Origin of the sequence: Streptomyces sp. 1-11 (genome assembly GCF_007176755.1) — a bacterium.
Classification (GTDB): domain Bacteria; phylum Actinomycetota; class Actinomycetes; order Streptomycetales; family Streptomycetaceae; genus Streptomyces.
In genome coordinates, this window is the sequence record NZ_BJTV01000017.1 from 130,911 (window position 1) to 149,378 (window position 18,468).

Consider the following 18,468-nt stretch of genomic DNA (forward strand, 5'->3'; position numbering starts at 1 on the left):
GATGTCTCTCGTCACATTCCTCGTCGGGGAGCCCGGAAGGCTCCCTGGCCGGCCGCCACCTGCCGCAGATGGGGGTTGGTGGCGCGCTCCTGGCCGATGGTCGTCTGGGGGCCGTGCCCGGACAGCACCACGGTGGAGTCCTCGAGCGGCAGGCACACGCGGGCCAGCGAGTCGAGCATGTCCTCCATGGAGCCACCCGGCAGGTCGGTGCGTCCGACGGAGCCGGCGAACAGCAGATCCCCGGAGAAGAAGACCGACGGGATGTCCGCGGTCTCGGGCATCTGGAAGGTCACCGACCCCTTGGTATGGCCCGGTGCGTGCGCGACGGAGAAGGTGAGACCGGCCAGCTCCAGCTTCGCGCCGTCGCTCAGCTCCCGGACGTCGTCCGGCTCGCCCACGGTCAGCTCGCCCAGCAGCGGCAGGCCGAAGGCGCGGCCGAGCGCCTTCTCGGGGTCGCTCATCATGTAGCGGTCACTGGGGTGGATCCAGGCCGGCACGTCGTGGGCGCCGCACACGGGGACGACCGACGCCACGTGGTCGATGTGGCCGTGGGTGAGGACGACGGCGACGGGCTTGAGCCGATGCTTCCTCAGTGCTTCCTCGACTCCGTCGGCGGCCTGGTGGCCCGGGTCGATGATCACGCACTCCTCACCGGCGGCGGGGGCGACGAGATAACAGTTCGTCCCCCAGGCCCCGGCGGGGAACCCGGCAATGAGCACGATCGTCCTTCGTTGTGTCGATACGGGAGGGCCTGCGGGCAGGCAGCCTGTGGTCCAGAGCCTACCGGCGCTGCCGTTTCCTCAGCTAACCCATATACGGTACGGGGCTACACGCGGCTGTCGGCTCACAGGACGCACGCGTACCGTCGGCAACACGACACGCATGAGGAGAGAACCCGGTGGTCAGCCAGGAGCAGCGGCGGCGTCAGCTCGCCCGGGAGAAGTTCTTGCGGCAGCAGCAGCGGCGCACCAGCGCGCGGCGCAAGGCACGCATGCGCAACTCCGTGATCGCGTCGGTGCTCGGCGTGGTCGTGATCGGCAGCGTCGCGCTGTACACGACGGGCGTGCTGAAGAACGACGACGACAAGAAGACCAGCGCCGGCGCGGACGCGTCGCCGAGCGCCTCGCCGAGCAGCAAGGCGCCGGACCCGTGCGAGAAGCCGGCGGCGGGCTCGGTGAAGAAGCTGAGCTGGAAGAAGGAGCCGGCGGTGACGATCGACACCTCGGCGAAGTACACGATGACGCTCGCGACGACGTGCGGCGACATCGACATGTCGCTGAAGGCGTCGGCGGCCCCGCACACCGTGAACTCGTTCGACTTCCTCGCGGGCAAGGGCTACTTCGACCACACCAAGTGCCACCGGCTCACCGCCGAGGGCATCTTCGTGCTGCAGTGCGGCGACCCCACGGCCACCGGCAGCGGCGGTCCCGGCTACACGCTCCCGGACGAGAACCTCAAGGACAAGAGCCTGAAGGGCAACGTCTACCCGGCCGGCACGGTCGCGATGGCGAACACCGGACAGAAGCACACCGGGGGCAGCCAGTTCTTCCTGGTCTACAAGGACAGCCCGCTGCCGCCGAGCTACACGCCGTTCGGGACGGTCTCCGACGCGGGCATGAAGGTGCTCAAGAAGATCGCGGCGGCCGGCGCCCAGGCGGCCGACCCGACGACCGGGAACACCGCGCCGAACGCGACGGTGGTGATCAACAAGGCGACGGTCGCCAAGTCCTGACCCGGCGGGACACCCGGGACCGCCGCCAGCGCAGATTCGCCCGCGCTGGATGCGGACAGGCCACCCGCCGGTCGCCTATGTTGGCCGTGACGAAACTGTGGACGATGCCCGGGGGCGCTGAAGCCCCTCGCAGGCATCATGTGGAGGAGGCGCTGTGAGCAGCGACCCGTGGGGCCGCGTCGACGAGACGGGGACCGTGTACGTGCGTACGGCCGACGGCGAGCAGGTCGTCGGTTCCTGGGCGGCCGGCTCCCCTGAGGAGGCGCTTGCCTACTTCGAACGCAAGTACGAGGGCCTGGTTGTCGAGATCGGCCTCCTCGAGAAGCGAGTGAAGACCACCGACCTGTCGGCGAAGGACGCCCGGACCGCGGTCGACCACCTGCGCGAGCAGGTGGACGCCCACCACGCGGTGGGCGACCTGGACGCGCTGCGGACCCGCCTCGACAAGCTCGTGGAGACGGTCGAGGCCCGGCGCGAGGAGCGCAAGGCGCAGCGGGCCAAGCAGTCCGACGAGGCCCGCAAGGCCAAGGAGGACCTGGTCACCGAGGCCGAGCAGCTCGCGCAGTCCGACCAGTGGCGGGCGGCCGGTGAACGGCTGCGCGCCCTGGTGGACACCTGGAAGGGCCTGCCGCGTCTTGACCGCAAGTCGGACGACGAGCTGTGGCACCGCTTCTCGCACGCCCGGTCGGCGTTCTCCAAGCGGCGCAAGGCGCACTTCGCGCAGCTCGACGCGCAGCGCGAGGAGGCCCGCCGGACCAAGGAGCGGCTGGTCTCCGAGGCCGAGGCGCTGTCCGGTTCGACGGACTGGGGCGCCACCGCGGCCCGTTACCGCGAGCTGATGACCGAGTGGAAGGCCGCGGGCCGCGCCCAGCGCGAGCACGAGGACGACCTGTGGAACCGCTTCCGCGGCGCCCAGGACGTGTTCTTCGCGGCCCGCAGCTCGGTCTTCGCCGAGCGGGACGCGGAGCAGGCCGAGAACCTGAAGCTGAAGGAGGAGCTGGCCGAGGAGGCCGAGAGGCTCCTGCCCATCACGGACCTGAAGGGCTCGCGGGCGGCCTTCCGCTCGATCAACGAGCGCTGGGAGGCCATCGGCCACGTCCCGCGGGACGCGCGCCCGAAGGTCGAGGGCCGGATGCACACCGTGGAGCGGGCTCTCCAGGAGGCCGAGGAGGCCGAGTGGCGCCGGACGAACCCGGAGGCACGCGCGCGTGCCGAGGGTCTGACCGGTCAGCTCCAGGCCGCGGTGGACAAACTGCGGGCGCAGATCGAGCAGGCCCGCGCCCAGGGCAACGGCGCCCGGGCCGACAAGCTGGAGCGTGAGCTGGAAGGCCGCCAGGCGCTTCTGGACCAGGCCCTGAAGGGCCTGCAGGAGTTCGGCGGCTAAGTCACCCGTCGCTCGCGCGAAAGGGCCCCATACCGGCGTATGGGGCCCTTTCGCGTGCGGCTTGTCCGGTCAGGCGCGGCTGCGCGCCGAGGTCACGCGGTACACGTCGTAGACGCCCTCCACGCCGCGCACGGCCTTCAGGACGTGGCCGAGGTGCTTGGGGTCGCCCATCTCGAAGGTGAAGCGGGAGGTGGCCACCCGGTCGCGGGACGTCTGCACGGCGGCGGACAGGATGTTGACGTGCTGGTCGGACAGGACCCGCGTGACGTCCGACAGCAGCCGGGAGCGGTCCAGCGCCTCCACCTGGATGGCGACCAGGAAGACCGAGGACTGGGTGGGCGCCCACTCGACGTCGAGGATGCGCTCGGGCTCGCGGGACAGCGACTCCACGTTGACGCAGTCGGTGCGGTGGACCGACACACCGCTGCCGCGCGTGACGAAGCCGATGATCGGGTCGCCGGGCACGGGCGTGCAGCAGCGGGCCAGCTTGACCCACACGTCGTCGACGCCCTTCACCACGACGCCCGGGTCGGCGCTGGAGCGCCGCTTGCGGCCGCGGCCGCGGGCCGGCGGGACCGTCTCGTCGATCTCCTCGGTGGCCGCCTCCTCGCCGCCGAGGGCCTGCACCAGCTTCTGGACGATGTTCTGCGCGGAGACGTGGCCCTCGCCGATCGCCGCGTACAGCGCGGAGATGTCCGAGTAGCGCATCTCGTGCGCCAGCGTGACGAGCGAGTCGCCGGTGAGGATGCGCTGGATGGGCAGGTTCTGCTTGCGCATGGCCCGCACGATGGCGTCCTTGCCCTGCTCGATCGCCTCGTCCCGGCGCTCCTTGGAGAACCAGGCCCGGATCTTGTTGCGGGCGCGCGGCGACTTGACGAACCCGAGCCAGTCGCGGGACGGGCCGGCGCCGGCCGCCTTGGAGGTGAAGACCTCCACCAGGTCGCCGTTGTCCAGGGTCGACTCCAGCGGCACGAGCCTGCCGTTGACCCGTGCTCCTATCGTGCGGTGGCCGACCTCGGTGTGGACGGCGTACGCGAAGTCCACCGGCGTCGCCCCGGCCGGGAGCGCGATGACGTCGCCCTTCGGCGTGAAGACGAAGACCTCGTTGCGGGAGAGGTCGAAGCGGAGCGACTCCAGGAACTCGCCGGGGTCCTCGGTCTCCTTCTGCCAGTCCAGCAGCTGCCGCAGCCACGCCATGTCGTTGATGGCGTCCTTGTCCTTGCCGGAGGCCTTGGGCACGTCCGTGCGGACCTTGGAGGCGCCGGCGACGGCCTCCTGCTTGTACTTCCAGTGCGCGGCGATGCCGTACTCGGCCCGCCGGTGCATGTCGAACGTGCGGATCTGCAGCTCTACGGGCTTGCCGTTGGGTCCGATGACCGTCGTGTGCAGCGACTGGTACATGTTGAACTTCGGCATCGCGATGTAGTCCTTGAACCGGCCGGGCACCGGGTTCCACCGCGCGTGCACCGTGCCGAGGGCCGCGTAGCAGTCCCGGACCGTGTCGACGAGCACACGGATTCCCACCAGGTCGTAGATCTCCGCGAAGTCACGGCCGCGGACGATCATCTTCTGGTAGACGCTGTAGTAGTGCTTGGGGCGGCCGGTGACGGTCGCCTTGATACGGGCCGCGCGCAGGTCGGACTGGACCTCGTCGGTCACTATGGCGAGGTACTCGTCGCGCTTGGGCGCCCGCTCGGCCACCAGCCGCACGATCTCGTCGTACATCTTGGGGTAGAGGATCGCGAAGGCGAGGTCCTCCAGCTCCCACTTGATGGTGTTCATGCCCAGCCGGTGCGCCAGCGGGGCGTAGATCTCCAGCGTCTCGCGCGCCTTCTTCTCCTGCTTCTCGCGCTTGAGGTAGCGCATGGTGCGCATGTTGTGCAGGCGGTCGGCGAGCTTGATGACCAGGACGCGCGGGTCCTTCGCCATCGCCACGACCATCTTGCGCACGGTCTCGGCCTGTGCGGCCTCGCCGAACTTGACCTTGTCCAGCTTGGTCACGCCGTCGACGAGCAGGGCGACCACGTCGCCGAAGTCGCGGCGCAGGTCCTCCAGGCCGTACTCGGTGTCCTCCACCGTGTCGTGCAGCAGCCCCGCCATCAGGGTGGCCGGGTCCATGCCCAGCTCGGCGAGGATGGTGGTGACGGCGAGCGGGTGCGTGATGTACGGGTCGCCGCTCTTGCGCTTCTGCCCCCGGTGCCAGCGCTCGGCGACCTGGTAGGCGCGCTCGATCTGGCGGAGCGTGGCGTTCTCGATCTTGGGGTCGTTGCTGCGCACTATCCGCAGCAGCGGTTCCAGCACCGGGTTGTACGGGTTCGCGCGCTGCACGCCGAGCCGGGCGAGGCGGGCGCGGACGCGGTTGGAGGAACCGGAGCGGGCGGGCTGGCCGGCGGCGGGGCGCACGGGCGGGGCCGGTTTGGGGCGGGCGACCTCGGCTGCCTTCTCGACGGGCGCGGACTGGGCGTGCTCGACCGCCCCGCGGGTGTCGTTCTTGGCGGACGACACGTTCCGCGCGGGCTTGGCCGCGGGGGCCGAGCCGGGCTCGGGCTTGGCGGCGGTCAGTGGCTGGGCCTCGTCTGGCAAGAGGACTCCTCGTGCGCGTTCCGGGTCCCCCGGTCAGGCTCCGGAGACCCCATGGTAGCGATCCTGCGCCTCCTCATCGCCTGCGGGCGGTTGTGAGGACCGTCTACCCGTGAAACGCGAGAGGCTCCCACGGGATTCCGCGATGTGGACGCGGGGCGGGACAGAGGTGTGCGGCGGGTGAGCATACGGCGAACGGCCGCCCCCGGGACACCGGGGACGGCCGTCCTGTACGAGGAGGCGTCAGATCCGCAGGAGCGCGCTCAGCGGTGCCTCGCCGAGCGCCGGCTCCAGCCGGGTCCGGCCGCCGAGGAAGCCCAGTTCCATGAGGACCGCGAGCCCCGAGACCTCGGCGCCCGCCCGCTGGATGAGCCGGATCGCGGCCTCGGCGGTGCCGCCGGTGGCCAGGACGTCGTCGACGATCAGCACCCGGTCGCCGGACGCCAGGTCCTCCGCGTGCACCTCGATCTCGGCCGAGCCGTACTCCAGATCGTACGCCTGGCGCAGGGTCGCGCCCGGCAACTTGCCGGCCTTGCGGACCGGAATGAAGCCGAGGCCCGCGCGGACCGCCACCGGCGCGCCCAGGATGAAGCCCCGGGCCTCCAGTCCGACGATCTTGGTCGCGCCGGTCTCGGCGGCGACCCGGGCCAGGGCGCCGGTCAGCGCGGAGAACGCCTCGGGGTCCGCGAGCAGCGGCGTGATGTCCTTGAACATCACGCCCGGCTCGGGGTAGTCGGCGACGTCCCGGATGCGGCTGAGCAGCAGCGACGTGATGTCGGTCAGCTCGGTCATCGGCGCTTCCCGGAGGATCGGCCGCGGCCCCGGTTGCGGGAGACGGTCTGGTCGCGGGGGCCCACCACGGCGGGTGCCGCGTCCTCGTGCCCGTCGCCCGGGCCGGGCCGGGCCGTCACGAGGTCCTCGCCGGCCGCGGCCTGCGCGCGCTTGGCCATGACGCGCTTGCGGAGCGCCTTCATCGCCGGCTCGCTCTCCTTGAGGTCGGCGACGAGCGGGGTGGCGATGAAGATCGAGGAGTACGCGCCGGCCGCGAGGCCGACGAACAGCGACAGCGAGATGTCGTTCAGGGTGCCCGCCCCGAGGAAGCCGCCGCCGATGAACAGCAGGCCGGCCACCGGCAGCAGCGCGACCACGGTGGTGTTGATGGAGCGGACCAGCGTGCCGTTGATCGACTGGTTGGCGATGTCGCTGTAGGTGAAGCGGGTCTGCTTGGTGATGTCCTTCGTCTGCTCCTTGAGGCTGTCGAAGACGACGACCGTGTCGTAGAGCGAGTAACCGAGGATCGTCAGCAGACCGATGACCGTACCGGGCGTGACCTCGAAGCCGACCAGGGCGTAGATGCCGGTCGTGATGGTGATGTCGTGGATCAGCGCGACGAGGGCCGCGATGGCCATGCGCCACTCGAAGGCGATGGCCAGGTAGATCACGACGAGCACCATGAAGATCGCCAGGCCCTGCCAGGCCTTGCTGGCGATCTGCTCGCCCCAGCTCGGGCCGACCAGGTCGGCGGCGAGCTTCTCGGGATTGAGCTTCAGGTCCTGGGCCAGCGTCTGCTTGATCTGGTCGGACTTGTCGGTGTCGATGCCGGCGATCTGGATGCGCAGGCTGCCGTTGCCGAGCTTCTGCACGACGGCCTCGTGGCCGGAGGCGCTCGTCGCGAACTCCTCCGCCTGGGCCACCGTCGTGCTCATCTTGGTCGGCGTCGTGAAGACGGCGCCGCCCTGGAACTCGATGCCCATGTTCAGGCCGCGCACCGCCAGGCCGACGATGGCCGTGATGGTGATCAGGATGGAGATGCCGTACCAGATCTTGCGCTTGCCGACGAAGTCGTAGCTGATCTCGCCGCGGTGCAGTCGAGCGCCGAGGTTGCCGAGTTTCGACATCGCTCACGCCTCCTTCGGGTCGACAGGGCCGGCGGCGGGACCGGCGGGACGGCGGGTGCGGCGCAGCGGCGGCTTGGCACCCAGGCTCTTCGGGTCGAGGCCGGACCACTTGTGGCCGTCGGCGAAGAACTTGCGGCGGGCGAGCAGCGTCATCAGCGGCTTGGTGAAGAGGAAAACGACGACCACGTCGAGGACGGTGGTCAGACCGAGCGTGAACGCGAAGCCCTGCACCTTGCCGACGGTCACGATGAACAGCACGGCGGCGGCGAGGAAGGACACGAAGTCGGAGACGAGGATCGTGCGCCGGGCGCGCGGCCAGGCCCGCTCGACGGCGGGGCGCAGCGAGCGGCCCTCGCGGATCTCGTCCCGGATGCGTTCGAAGTACACGATGAACGAGTCGGCTGTGATGCCGATGGCGACGATGGCGCCGCAGACGGCCGGCAGGTTCAGCGCGAAGCCGATGGCCGGGCCGAGCAGCGACATGATCACGTAGGTGAGGATCGCGGAGACCAGCAGGGACGCCATGGCGACGAGCGACAGGCCGCGGTAGTACGCGACCAGGTAGATCACGACCAGCGCGAGGCCGATCGCACCGGCGATCAGACCGGCGCGGAGCTGCTCACCGCCGAGCGCGGCGGTCACCGTGGTGACGGTCTCCTCCTTGAAGGAGAGCGGGAGCGCGCCGTAGGACAGCATGTTGGCGAGGTTCTGGGCCTCCTGCTGCGTGAAGCTGCCGGAGATCTCCGCCTGGCCGCCGGTGATGGCGGTCTGGACGTACGGGCTGGAGACGACCTCACCGTCGAGGACGATGCCGAACTCGTTCTGCGGGGTCTGGTTCTTGGAGAGCTGGCCGGTGATGTCGGCGAACTTCTTCGAACCGGTGCCGGTGAAGGTCATCTGGACCTGCCAGCCGGAGCCGCCCTGGGTGTCGAAGACCGCCTGGGCCTTCTTGACCTCGGTGCCGTCCACGCCGGCCGGGCCGAGCAGGTACTTGTACCAGACCTTGTCGCGCTCACCGCAGGCCACGGTGGGGTCGCCGGGCTTGACGTTGGTGCCGGCGTTGGCGCGCTCGGCGGGCTTGGCGCAGTTCAGGGCCGCGTACTGGGCCTGCAGCTTGGTGGTGTCCGGGTTGGCGGAGGGCGGGGCGGACGGGCTGGCGGAGGTCTTGGCGCCGGACGAGGCACTCGGGGAGGATGAGCCCGACGGCGTGGGATCGGCCTTCAGCGCGTCGGTGACCGCGCGGCCCTGCGAGGTGGCGGAGGCCGTCGGGGAGGCGGAGGAGGACGAGGACGCCTTCTCCTTGCCGGAGCCCGACGGGCTCGGCGAGGCGCCGCCGCTGGAGGACGCGCTCGGCGAGGGGCTCGCCGGGGTGGCGCCGCTGGGCTCGCTGGCGAGCACCGGGCGGAAGTACAGCTTGGCGGTGGTGCCGACCTGCTGCTGGGCCTCCTTGGAGTTGGTGCCCTTGGGGATGTTCACGATGATGTGATCGGCCCCCTGGGTCTGCACCTCCGCCTCGGAGACACCCAGACCGTTGACACGGCGGTTCATGATGTCGACCGCGGTGTCCATGTTGGCCTTGTTGATCGCGGACCCCTGGTCGGCCTTCGCCTTGAGCGTGATGCTCGTACCACCGGCGAGGTCGATACCGAGGCGCGGTGTCGTGTGCCCGGAGACGAACATCCCACCGGTGAGCGCCACGATGGCGATCAAAATGAGGGCCAGCGAGCGCCCTGGCTTGCTCTGGGCGCTCGCGCTCCGGCCCCTCTTAGGTGCTGCCACCTTCTCGTACTCCCTCTCGGGCCGCGCCGCGCCAGGTCGGCGCGGTCGGCCATGACATGGTGTCGGGCTCCGTGCGGCGAACAGAGGCGCCCGGGGTGCGCCGGTCACGGCCGGGCCGCGCCGCACACCCCGGGAGGTGCCTACTTCGCCTCGGAGTCGCCGTCGGTCTTCTTCGGCTCTTCGTCCGTCTTGGCCTCGGCGACCTCGGCGGCTCCGGCCCCGTCCACGGCGGCGTCCTTCTTGCCGAAGTCGACGGCCTTGTCGCCGGAGGCGGCGGCAGCGTCGGTCTCGCCGGTACCGGTGAGGGAGGAGGCGTCGTCCGGGACGACGCCGGCGTCGGACTTGAGGTCGTGCTCGATGCCGTGGACGATCCGGTTGTACTCGTCGTCGGTGAGGACGGCGCCGATCGCGTTCTTGGCGAAGAGGAGCTCGACGCCCGGCCCGGCGTCGAGGAGGACGGTGTCCTCGCTGACCTCCTTGACCGTCGCGTACATGCCCCCGATCGTGCGAACGCCGGAGCCGGGCTGCATCTCATTGCGCATGCTCGCGGCCTGCTGCTGCTTCTTCTTGGCCGAGCGCGTCATCAGGAACATGGCCGCGATGAGCACAATGAACGGGAGAAGGGTCAAGGTATTCACGGGACGGGGTTTCCTTCGCGCGACCGCGCGGTGAGCGGCCTGTTGATGGGGGTGGGACGGCGCCGCCCGCAAGGGCGGCATCGGCGGAGTCTAAGCGAGTCCGCGCGCATGGAACAACGCTCAGCATGGCACCTGGGTTCCTGCTCCGGCCAATGCCCTCGCCGTCACGCCCCGAACAGGTCTTGTTGTCCGGTTCCCCCGCCGGCCGAGCGGGGCGGGGTCAGACCGAGGTGCGCCCAGGCGGCCGGGGTGCCGACGCGGCCGCGCGGGGTGCGGGCCAGCAGGCCCTCCCGCACCAGGAAGGGCTCGGCGACCTCCTCGACCGTCTCGCGCTCCTCCCCCACCGCCACGGCGAGCGTGGACAGGCCCACCGGACCGCCGCCGAACAGCTTGAGCAGCGCCTCCAGGACGGCCCGGTCGAGGCGGTCGAGGCCGCGCGCGTCCACTTCGTAGACGGCGAGGGCGGCCGCGGCGATCTCCCGGGTGATCAGGCCGTCCGCCTTGACCTGCGCGTAGTCCCGGACGCGGCGCAGCAGGCGGTTGGCGATGCGGGGCGTGCCGCGGGAGCGGCCGGCGATCTCGGCGGCGCCGTCGGGCACTATCTCGACGTCGAGCAGGCCGGCCGAGCGGTGCACGACCCGCTCCAGCTCACGCGGCTCGTAGAACTCCATGTGCGCGGTGAAGCCGAAGCGGTCGCGCAAGGGGGGCGGCAGCAGGCCCGCGCGCGTGGTGGCGCCGACCAGGGTGAAGGGGGGCAGTTCCAGGGGGATGGCGGTGGCGCCGGGGCCCTTGCCGACGATGACGTCGACGCGGAAGTCCTCCATCGCCATGTACAGCATCTCCTCGGCGGGCCGGGACATGCGGTGGATCTCGTCGAGGAAGAGGACCTCGCCCTCCTGGAGCGAGGAGAGGATCGCGGCGAGGTCGCCGGCGTGCTGGATGGCCGGGCCCGAGGTGATGCGGATGGGGGCGCCCATCTCGGCCGCGATGATCATCGACAGGGTGGTCTTGCCGAGTCCGGGGGCTCCGGAGAGCAGCACGTGGTCGGCGGTGGCTCCGCGCGCGCGTGCGGCGCGCAGGACGAGGTCGAGCTGTTCGCGGACCTTCTCCTGGCCGATGAACTCCTCGAGGTCCTTGGGGCGCAGGGCGGCCTCGACGGCCTGGTCCTCCCGGTCGGCGGCGGAGCCCACCAGCCGCTCGGATGCGGCGGAGTCGGTCGTGTCGTCCCAGTTCATGTGGTGTGCCTCGGGGTGGTGTGGTGGGTCAGCGGGCGCGGTTCAGGGTCTGCAGCGCCGCCTTGAGCAGCCGGCCCACCTGCGGGGTGCCGCCCTCGGCCTCGGCCTGGGGGGCCACGGCGGCGACGGCCTCGTCGGCCTCACGGGTGGCGTACCCGAGGCCGATGAGCGCCGCGTGGAGCTGGTCCCGCCAGCCCTGGGTGACGGGCGCGCCCACCGCGGGGGCGCCGACCGGCTCGCCGAGGCGGTCCTTCAGCTCCAGCAGGAGCTTCTGGGCGCCCTTCTTGCCGATGCCGGGCACGGCGGTGAGGGCCTTCTCGTCGGCGGTGGCGACGGCCCGGCGCAACGCGTCCGGCGTGTGGACGGCGAGCATGGCCTGGGCGAGCCTCGGTCCGACCCCGCTGGCGGTCTGGAGCAGCTCGAAGACCTGGCGCTCGTCGTCGTCGGCGAAGCCGTACAGCGTCAGGGAGTCCTCCCGGACGACCAGCGAGGTGTGCAGCTTGGCGGGCCGGCCCTGGCGGAGCGTGGAGAGCGTGTTCGGCGTGCACTGGACGGACATGCCGACGCCGCCCACCTCGATCACCGCCGCGTCGGGGGCGAGCGCGGCGACCGTGCCGCTGAGGAAGGCGATCATGGCGTACGGCCTTTCGTCGCGTGGGCCGAGTGCAGCGCCACGGCCTGCTGGAGTCGGTTCTGCGCGGGGGCGCGCCAGATGTGGCAGATGGCGAGCGCGAGGGCGTCGGCGGCGTCGGCCGGCTTGGGCGGCGCGGCGAGCCTGAGCAGCCGGGTGACCATGGCGCCGACCTGCGCCTTGTCGGCGCGGCCGCTGCCGGTGACGGCGGCCTTGACCTCGCTGGGGGTGTGCAGGGCGACCGGGATGCCCCGGCGGGCTGCGCACAGCATGGCGACCGCGCTGGCCTGGGCGGTGCCCATCACCGTGCGGACGTTGTGCTGGCTGAACACCCGCTCCACGGCGACGAACTCGGGCCGGTGCTCGTCCAGCCAGGCCTCGATGCCCTGCTCGACGGCGACCAGCCGGTGCCCCAGTTCGGCGTCCGCGGGCGTCCTGACGACGCCGACGCCGAGCATGGTGAGCGGGCGTCCCGCGACCCCCTCGACCACACCGACACCGCACCGGGTCAGGCCGGGGTCCACCCCCAGTACGCGCACGCGCCCTCCCTCTCTGGTCATCCGCGGACGCCTGGTGATCCACGGATGCCGCCAGGCTAGCCGCTGCCTGTGACAACGGCGGCGGGCCGGTGGACGTGTCCCACCGGCCCGCCGAACCGCTCAGCCCGCGGCAGGGCTACGCGTCGACCTTCTCCATGATCTCGTCGCTGACGTCGAAGTTGGCGAAGACGTTCTGCACGTCGTCGCTGTCCTCGAGCGCGTCGATCAGCTTGAAGATCTTCCTGGCGCCCTCCTCGTCCAGTTCGACCTGGACGGAGGGGACGAAGCTGGAGTCCGCGGAGTCGTAGTCGATGCCGGCCTCCTGGAGGGCGGTGCGGACCGCGACCAGGTCGGTGGCCTCGCTGATGACCTCGAAGGTCTCGCCGAGGTCGTTGACCTCCTCGGCGCCCGCGTCCAGGACGGCGCCGAGCACGTCGTCCTCGCCCAGCTCGCCCTTGGGGACGATGACGACGCCCTTGCGGCTGAACATGTACGACACCGAGCCCGGGTCCGCCATGCTGCCGCCGTTGCGGGTCATGGCGACCCGGACGTCGGAGGCGGCGCGGTTGCGGTTGTCGGTGAGGCACTCGATGAGCACCGCGACACCGTTGGGGCCGTAGCCCTCGTACATGATCGTCTCGTAGTCCGCGCCACCGGCTTCGAGACCGCCGCCGCGCTTGATGGCGGAGTCGATGTTCTTGTTCGGGACCGACTGCTTCTTGGCCTTCTGGACGGCGTCGTAGAGCGTCGGGTTGCCCTCGAGGTCGACGCCGCCCATGCGCGCCGCGACCTCGATGTTCTTGATCAGCTTCGCGAAGAGCTTGCCGCGCTTGGCGTCGATCACGGCCTTCTTGTGCTTCGTCGTGGCCCATTTAGAGTGGCCGGACATCTGCCTGTCTCCTTCGCGTAACCCATCTCTGCAACGACTCCAGAGATCCTACAAGGACTCCGGTGTCCGGTTGGCGCGCACCATGTCGACGAACAGGGAGTGCACGCGGTGGTCGCCGGTCAGCTCCGGGTGGAACGACGTGGCGAGCGCGTTGCCCTGGCGGACCGCGACGATGTGGCCTTCGTGCTCGGCGAGCACCTCGGTCCCGGCGCCCACGGACTCCACCCAGGGGGCGCGGATGAAGACGCCCTCCACAGGATCGCCCGCGACGCCCCGGACGTCGACCGCGGCCTCGAAGGACTCGTTCTGCCGGCCGAAGGCGTTGCGGCGCACGATCATGTCGATGCCGCCGATGGTCTCCTGCCCCGAGCGCGGGTCGAGGATCTTGTCGGCGAGCATGATCATGCCGGCGCAGGTGCCGTAGACGGGCATGCCGTCCCGCACGCGCGCGCGGAGGGGCTCCATCACTCCGAACAGGACGGCCAGCTTGGAGATGGTGGTGGACTCGCCGCCGGGCAGCACGAGGCCGTCGACCTCGGCGAGTTCCTCGGGGCGCCGCACCGGCCTGGCCACGGCGTCGGCCGCGGCCAGGGCGATGAGGTGCTCCCGTACGTCGCCCTGGAGTGCCAGGACGCCTATGACGGGGGTGTTCATGTGTTCCGGTGCCTTACCAGCCGCGGTTGGCGTAGCGCTCGGTCTCGGGGAGGGTGTCGCAGTTGATGCCGACCATGGCCTCGCCGAGGTTGCGGGACGCGTCCGCGATGATCTTCGGGTCGTCGAAGAAGGTGGTGGCCTTCACGATGGCGGCGGCGCGCTTGGCCGGGTCGCCGGACTTGAAGATGCCGGAGCCGACGAAGACGCCCTCGGCGCCGAGCTGGCGCATCAGCGCGGCGTCGGCCGGGGTGGCCACACCGCCGGCGGAGAAGAGGACCACCGGGAGCTTGCCCAGCTCGGCGACCTCCTTGACGAGCTCGTAGGGGGCGCGCAGCTCCTTGGCGGCGGCGTACAGCTCGTTGTTGTCGTAGCCGCGCAGGCGGGCGATCTCGTTCTTGATCTGGCGCAGGTGGCGGACGGCCTCGACGACGTTTCCGGTGCCGGCCTCGCCCTTGGAGCGGATCATCGCGGCGCCCTCGGCGATGCGGCGCAGGGCCTCGCCCAGGTTGGTGGCGCCGCAGACGAAGGGGGTGGTGAAGGCCCACTTGTCGGAGTGGTTGACCTCGTCGGCCGGGGTGAGGACCTCGGACTCGTCGATGTAGTCGACGCCGAGGGACTGCAGGACCTGGGCCTCGACGAAGTGGCCGATGCGGGACTTGGCCATGACCGGGATGGAGACGGCGTCGATGATGCCCTCGATCATGTCCGGGTCGGACATGCGGGCCACGCCGCCGTCCTTGCGGATGTCGGCCGGGACCCGCTCCAGGGCCATGACGGCGACGGCGCCCGCGTCCTCAGCGATCTTCGCCTGCTCCGGCGTGACGACGTCCATGATCACGCCGCCCTTGAGCTGCTCGGCCATGCCGCGCTTCACACGGGCGGTGCCGGTCTCGGGAGCCTGGTTGTCGATGGTGGACACGGGTGACCTCACTGAAGTGGAGAAGGGTGACTGCACCGATGAGGAAACGCGAGGCGAGCAGTCCACAGCAAGGGCCAATGGCGACCCGGTGGCTCCTTTTGTCCGGCGGCGGGCGCCGGCGCCCGGTTCAGGCGGCTCGTTCCACCAGGGCCGCGGGCGGCTCGTCGTCCATCTCGAAGGCCAGCGGGAAGGGGGCGTGGCCGGCCAGCCGGAACCAGCGCACCTTACGGTGCCCGCGGAGCCTGCGGGCGGCGCCCACGGCGTCGTTGTGGAACCGGCGGGCCATGGGCACGCGGCGCACCGCCTCGGCCAGCTCGTGGGCCGCCGCGTCGCCGCCCGGGGCGTCCCGGACGACCTCGACCTGCCGCGGGTCCTCGAACACCGCGCGCAGGGCCTGGCTCAGCTCGCTCTCCGCGACCTCCCGCTGGTCCTCCTCCGCCTGCCGGGCGGCGTGCGCGGCCTCGTAGAGCACGATCGAGGCGGCGGGGTCCAGTACGCCCGAGGTGGCCAGCTCCTGGGCCACGGAGGCCCGCCGCAGCAACTGGGCGTCGAGCGCGGCGCGTGCGGCGTCCATGCGCACGTGCAGCCGGTCCAGCCGCCCGGCGGTCCAGCTCAGGTACACGCCGACGGCGATCAGCACGACGAGGGCGACGAGGATCCAGGTGAGGGTTGCGGTCACGGGCGAAGGCTATCGGGACGCCGCGGCGCGCCGTCGCCCCCTCCGGTTCAGTCCCGGGCCAGCCCGAACCGCGCACGCCGGCCCGGGCGCTCGTCCGTGGCCACCGCCGCCGTCCCGGTCGTGACGGTCTCGTACACCGACAGGATGTCGGCGCCGACCGTCGACCAGTCGAAGCGGCGGACGTGCGCGCTCCCCCGCTCCCGCAGGCCGGCCCGGCGCTCCGGGTCGGCCAGCAGGTCCACTGCGGCCCGCGCCAGCGCGTCGGCGTCCTCGTTGGCGAAGACCTCGCCGGCCTTGCCCCGGTCGAGGACCTGGACGAAGGCGTCCAGGTCGGAGGCGAGGACGGGGGCGCCCGCCGACATGGCCTCGACCAGGATGATGCCGAAGCTCTCGCCGCCGGTGTTGGGCGCGACGTACAGGTCGACGCTGCGCAGGAAGCGGGCCTTGTCCGCGTCGCTGATCATGCCGAGGAACTCCACCCGCGGGCGCAGCTCGGCCGGCAGGTCCTCGACGGCGGCCTCCTCGTCGCCGCGCCCCGCGACCAGCAGCCTGGTCCGCGGGCGGGCGGCCAGGATCGCCGGCAGCGCCCGCATCAGCACCGGCAGGCCCTTGCGGGGCTCGTCGATGCGGCCGATGAAGCCGATGGTGTCGCCCTGCCACTCGGGCCTCGGCTCGGCCCCGGCGAAGAAGTCGACGTCGACGCCGTTGGGGATGACCACCGCGTCCCCGCCCAGGTGCTCCACCAGGGTGCGGCGGGCGTACTCGCTCACCGCGATCCGCGCGCTGATCTTCTCCAGCGCGGCCTGCAGGATCGAGTAGGCGGCGATCATCGCGCGCGAGCGGGGGTTGGAGGTGTGGAAGGTGGCCACGATGGGGCCCTGGGCCGCCCAGCAGGTGAGCAGGCCGAGCGAGGGGGAGGTCGGCTCGTGGATGTGGACCACGTCGAACGCGCCCTCGTGCAGCCAGCGGCGCACCCGCGCGGCGGACAGGAACCCGAAGTTCAGCCGGGCCACCGAGCCGTTGTACGGCACGGGCACCGCGCGGCCGGCCGAGACTACGTACGGCGGCAGCGGGGTGTCGTCGTCGGCGGGCGCGAGGACGGACACCTCGTGGCCGAGGCGAATGAAGTACTCGGCCAGGTCGCGGATGTGGAACTGGACGCCGCCGGGCACGTCCCAGGAGTACGGGCAGACGATCCCGATTCTCACGAGGGTCCCTTCGTGGGGTCCAGGTCGGCGATCCACAGACGCTGGAGCATGTGCCAGTCCTCCGGGTGCTCGGCGATCCCGGTGGCGAAGGCGTCGGCCAGCGACTGTGTCATGGCGGACGTCCTCTCGGCGCGGGTACCCGACGGCGGTACCTCGATCGGGGGATGCACGCGGCCCTTCATGACCGGGGAGTCGTCGTACCAGAGGGTGACGGGCAGCAGCAGCGCGCCGGTCTGCTGGGCCAGCAGGGCCGGTCCCGCGGGCATCCGGGCCCGGTCGCCGAAGAAGTCCACCTCGGTGCCGGAAGCGGACAGGTCGCGGTCGGCGACCAGGCAGACCAGTCCGCCGTCGCGCAGCCGCCGGGCGAGGGTGCCGAAGGCCGAGCCGCCGCTGTGCGGGAGCACCTCCATGCCGAGGCCCTCGCGGTAGGCGACGAAGCGGTCGTAGAGGGTCTCGGGCTTCAGCCGCTCGGCGACCGTGGTGAACGGGGTCCGCAGCTCGGTGGTGACCCAGGCGCCGGCCAGGTCCCAGTTGGCCAGATGCGGCAGCGCGAGGATCACGCCGCGGCCGGAGGCGAGCCCGTCGGTCAGGTGGTGGAGGTCCTTGGGCTGGAAGCCGGTCCTGACGCGTTCGGGGCTCCAGGCGGGGAGCCGGAAGGACTCCATCCAGTAGCGCAGGTAGGACCGCATGCCCGCGCGCGAGAGTTCGGCCAGCCGCTCGGGACCGGCGCCGGGCACCACGCGCGCGTAGTTGGCCTCCAGGCGCTGTACGCCCTTGCCGCGCCGCTTCCAGGCGAGGTCGGCGATGGTGCGGCCGAGGCGGACCGCGACGGGTTCGGGGAGGTTCTTGACGGTGCTCCAGCCGAGCCCGTAGAGCGCGTCGGTGAGCCGGTCCGCGGTGCTCACTTGGCCGCCTCCCTCCCCGGGGCGGCGCTCTCCCCGGCCGCCGCCTCGGCCTCGGCGGACTCGCGGCGGACGGTGACGACCCGCTGGACGAGCGTGACGAGGCTGCCCACGGCGACGATCCACAGGGCGATCGGCAGCAGCCACTGGATGCCCGGCACACCGAACTTGTGCAGGCCCGCGAAACCGGCCGCGACCAGCGAGATCACCAGCCGCTCGGCGCGTTCGACGAGCCCGTTGACGGCGACCGGCAGCCCGATCGACTCGCCGCGCGCCTTGGTGTAGGAGACCACCTGGCCGCTGGCCAGGCAGAAGATCGTGACGGCGCACAGGACGTTGTCGTCGCCGTTGCCCGCGTACCACAGCGCGAGGCCGCCGAAGATCGCGCCGTCGGCCACCCGGTCCAGGGTGGAGTCCAGGAAGGCGCCCCAGCGGCTGGAGCGGCCGAGCTGGCGGGCCATGTTGCCGTCGACCAGATCGGAGAAGACGAAGAGCGTGATCACGACCGTGCCCCAGAAGAACTCCCCCCGGGGGTAGAAGACCAGCGCGCCCGCCATCACACCGGCGGTGCCGATGAGCGTGACCGTGTCGGGGCTGACGCCCCGGCGGATCAGAAACGCGGCGAACGGTGTGAGGACACGCGTGAAGAATGCACGCGCGTACTTGTTCAGCATGGCCTTCCCGACGGTCGTTGTCGCCGTGGCCCTGGTGGCCTCCGGCTGGCCCATCGTAGTCACGCGTGCGCGTGAGTGACGGGCGGGCACCCACGAGCCCGCGCCCCCGTGGCCGCTTCGCGGCCGT

18 protein-coding genes are annotated in these 18,468 nt (G+C 71.3%); 2 read left to right on the forward strand and 16 right to left on the reverse strand.

Annotation, left to right across the window (positions count from 1 at the left end; all coding sequences use genetic code 11):
• Nucleotides 1-11 precede the first annotated feature (11 nt).
• Entirely contained in the window at nt 12-719 is a 708-nt protein-coding gene (locus TNCT1_RS29610) for an MBL fold metallo-hydrolase (protein ID WP_143638179.1), read from the reverse strand.
• Between the two features lie 179 nt (nt 720-898).
• Between TNCT1_RS29610 and TNCT1_RS29615 the strand changes: the two genes are divergently transcribed.
• Nucleotides 899-1,732: a peptidylprolyl isomerase gene (locus TNCT1_RS29615; RefSeq protein ID WP_143638181.1), complete on the forward strand. Its 834-nt coding sequence runs from the start codon at nt 899-901 to the stop codon at nt 1,730-1,732.
• A gap of 154 nt (nt 1,733-1,886) precedes the next feature.
• Complete coding sequence (locus TNCT1_RS29620) at nt 1,887-3,116, forward strand: DUF349 domain-containing protein (protein ID WP_143638183.1); 1,230 nt, start codon at nt 1,887-1,889, stop codon at nt 3,114-3,116.
• A 69-nt stretch (nt 3,117-3,185) separates the two neighbouring features.
• On the opposite strand, the gene TNCT1_RS29625 is transcribed toward TNCT1_RS29620, so the two are convergent.
• The 15 genes from TNCT1_RS29625 to pgsA all read right to left on the reverse strand — a co-directional run bounded on the left by TNCT1_RS29625 (nt 3,186) and on the right by pgsA (nt 18,395).
• On the reverse strand, nt 3,186-5,699 hold the full coding sequence (locus TNCT1_RS29625) for a bifunctional (p)ppGpp synthetase/guanosine-3',5'-bis(diphosphate) 3'-pyrophosphohydrolase (protein WP_143638185.1): 2,514 nt from the start codon (nt 5,697-5,699) through the stop codon (nt 3,186-3,188).
• A gap of 240 nt (nt 5,700-5,939) precedes the next feature.
• Nucleotides 5,940-6,488, reverse strand: coding sequence for an adenine phosphoribosyltransferase (locus TNCT1_RS29635; RefSeq protein ID WP_143638189.1), 549 nt, complete (start codon nt 6,486-6,488; stop codon nt 5,940-5,942).
• Entirely contained in the window at nt 6,485-7,594 is a 1,110-nt protein-coding gene (gene secF / locus TNCT1_RS29640) for a protein translocase subunit SecF (RefSeq protein WP_143638191.1), read from the reverse strand. Before secF ends, TNCT1_RS29635 begins: the two co-directional genes overlap by 4 nt.
• A 3-nt stretch (nt 7,595-7,597) precedes the next feature.
• Nucleotides 7,598-9,373, reverse strand: coding sequence for a protein translocase subunit SecD (gene secD, locus TNCT1_RS29645; RefSeq protein WP_174266496.1), 1,776 nt, complete (start codon nt 9,371-9,373; stop codon nt 7,598-7,600).
• Nucleotides 9,374-9,513: 140 nt separating this feature from the next.
• Nucleotides 9,514-10,011 carry a preprotein translocase subunit YajC gene (gene yajC, locus TNCT1_RS29650; RefSeq protein WP_143638195.1) on the reverse strand — a complete coding sequence of 166 codons (498 nt, stop codon included), beginning with the start codon at nt 10,009-10,011 and terminating at the stop codon, nt 9,514-9,516.
• A gap of 164 nt (nt 10,012-10,175) precedes the next feature.
• Nucleotides 10,176-11,246: a Holliday junction branch migration DNA helicase RuvB gene (ruvB, locus tag TNCT1_RS29655; protein ID WP_143638197.1), complete on the reverse strand. Its 1,071-nt coding sequence runs from the start codon at nt 11,244-11,246 to the stop codon at nt 10,176-10,178.
• A 28-nt stretch (nt 11,247-11,274) separates the two neighbouring features.
• Nucleotides 11,275-11,880, reverse strand: a complete 606-nt coding sequence (gene ruvA, locus TNCT1_RS29660; protein ID WP_143638199.1) for a Holliday junction branch migration protein RuvA — start codon at nt 11,878-11,880, stop codon at nt 11,275-11,277.
• Nucleotides 11,877-12,416 (reverse strand): crossover junction endodeoxyribonuclease RuvC, encoded by a 540-nt coding sequence (ruvC, locus tag TNCT1_RS29665; RefSeq protein WP_143638201.1) that lies wholly within the window; start codon nt 12,414-12,416, stop codon nt 11,877-11,879. The genes ruvA and ruvC overlap by 4 nt, the downstream gene beginning before the upstream one ends.
• Nucleotides 12,417-12,552: 136 nt before the next feature.
• The gene (locus TNCT1_RS29670; RefSeq protein ID WP_143638203.1) at nt 12,553-13,305 is read right to left on the reverse strand and encodes a YebC/PmpR family DNA-binding transcriptional regulator; all 753 of its coding nucleotides are present in this window, start codon (nt 13,303-13,305) and stop codon (nt 12,553-12,555) included.
• Between the two features lie 48 nt (nt 13,306-13,353).
• The gene (gene pdxT, locus TNCT1_RS29675) at nt 13,354-13,959 is read right to left on the reverse strand and encodes a pyridoxal 5'-phosphate synthase glutaminase subunit PdxT (RefSeq protein WP_143638205.1); all 606 of its coding nucleotides are present in this window, start codon (nt 13,957-13,959) and stop codon (nt 13,354-13,356) included.
• A 13-nt stretch (nt 13,960-13,972) separates the two neighbouring features.
• Nucleotides 13,973-14,878, reverse strand: coding sequence for a pyridoxal 5'-phosphate synthase lyase subunit PdxS (gene pdxS / locus TNCT1_RS29680; RefSeq protein WP_143638207.1), 906 nt, complete (start codon nt 14,876-14,878; stop codon nt 13,973-13,975).
• A 127-nt stretch (nt 14,879-15,005) separates the two neighbouring features.
• Nucleotides 15,006-15,557 (reverse strand): LemA family protein, encoded by a 552-nt coding sequence (locus TNCT1_RS29685; protein ID WP_143638209.1) that lies wholly within the window; start codon nt 15,555-15,557, stop codon nt 15,006-15,008.
• Between the two features lie 47 nt (nt 15,558-15,604).
• Nucleotides 15,605-16,765 carry a glycosyltransferase family 4 protein gene (locus TNCT1_RS29690; protein WP_143638211.1) on the reverse strand — a complete coding sequence of 387 codons (1,161 nt, stop codon included), beginning with the start codon at nt 16,763-16,765 and terminating at the stop codon, nt 15,605-15,607.
• Nucleotides 16,762-17,670 (reverse strand): phosphatidylinositol mannoside acyltransferase, encoded by a 909-nt coding sequence (locus TNCT1_RS29695; RefSeq protein ID WP_143638213.1) that lies wholly within the window; start codon nt 17,668-17,670, stop codon nt 16,762-16,764. Before TNCT1_RS29695 ends, TNCT1_RS29690 begins: the two co-directional genes overlap by 4 nt.
• Nucleotides 17,667-18,395: a phosphatidylinositol phosphate synthase gene (pgsA, locus tag TNCT1_RS29700; protein ID WP_143638275.1), complete on the reverse strand. Its 729-nt coding sequence runs from the start codon at nt 18,393-18,395 to the stop codon at nt 17,667-17,669. Before pgsA ends, TNCT1_RS29695 begins: the two co-directional genes overlap by 4 nt.
• Nucleotides 18,396-18,468 lie beyond the last annotated feature (73 nt).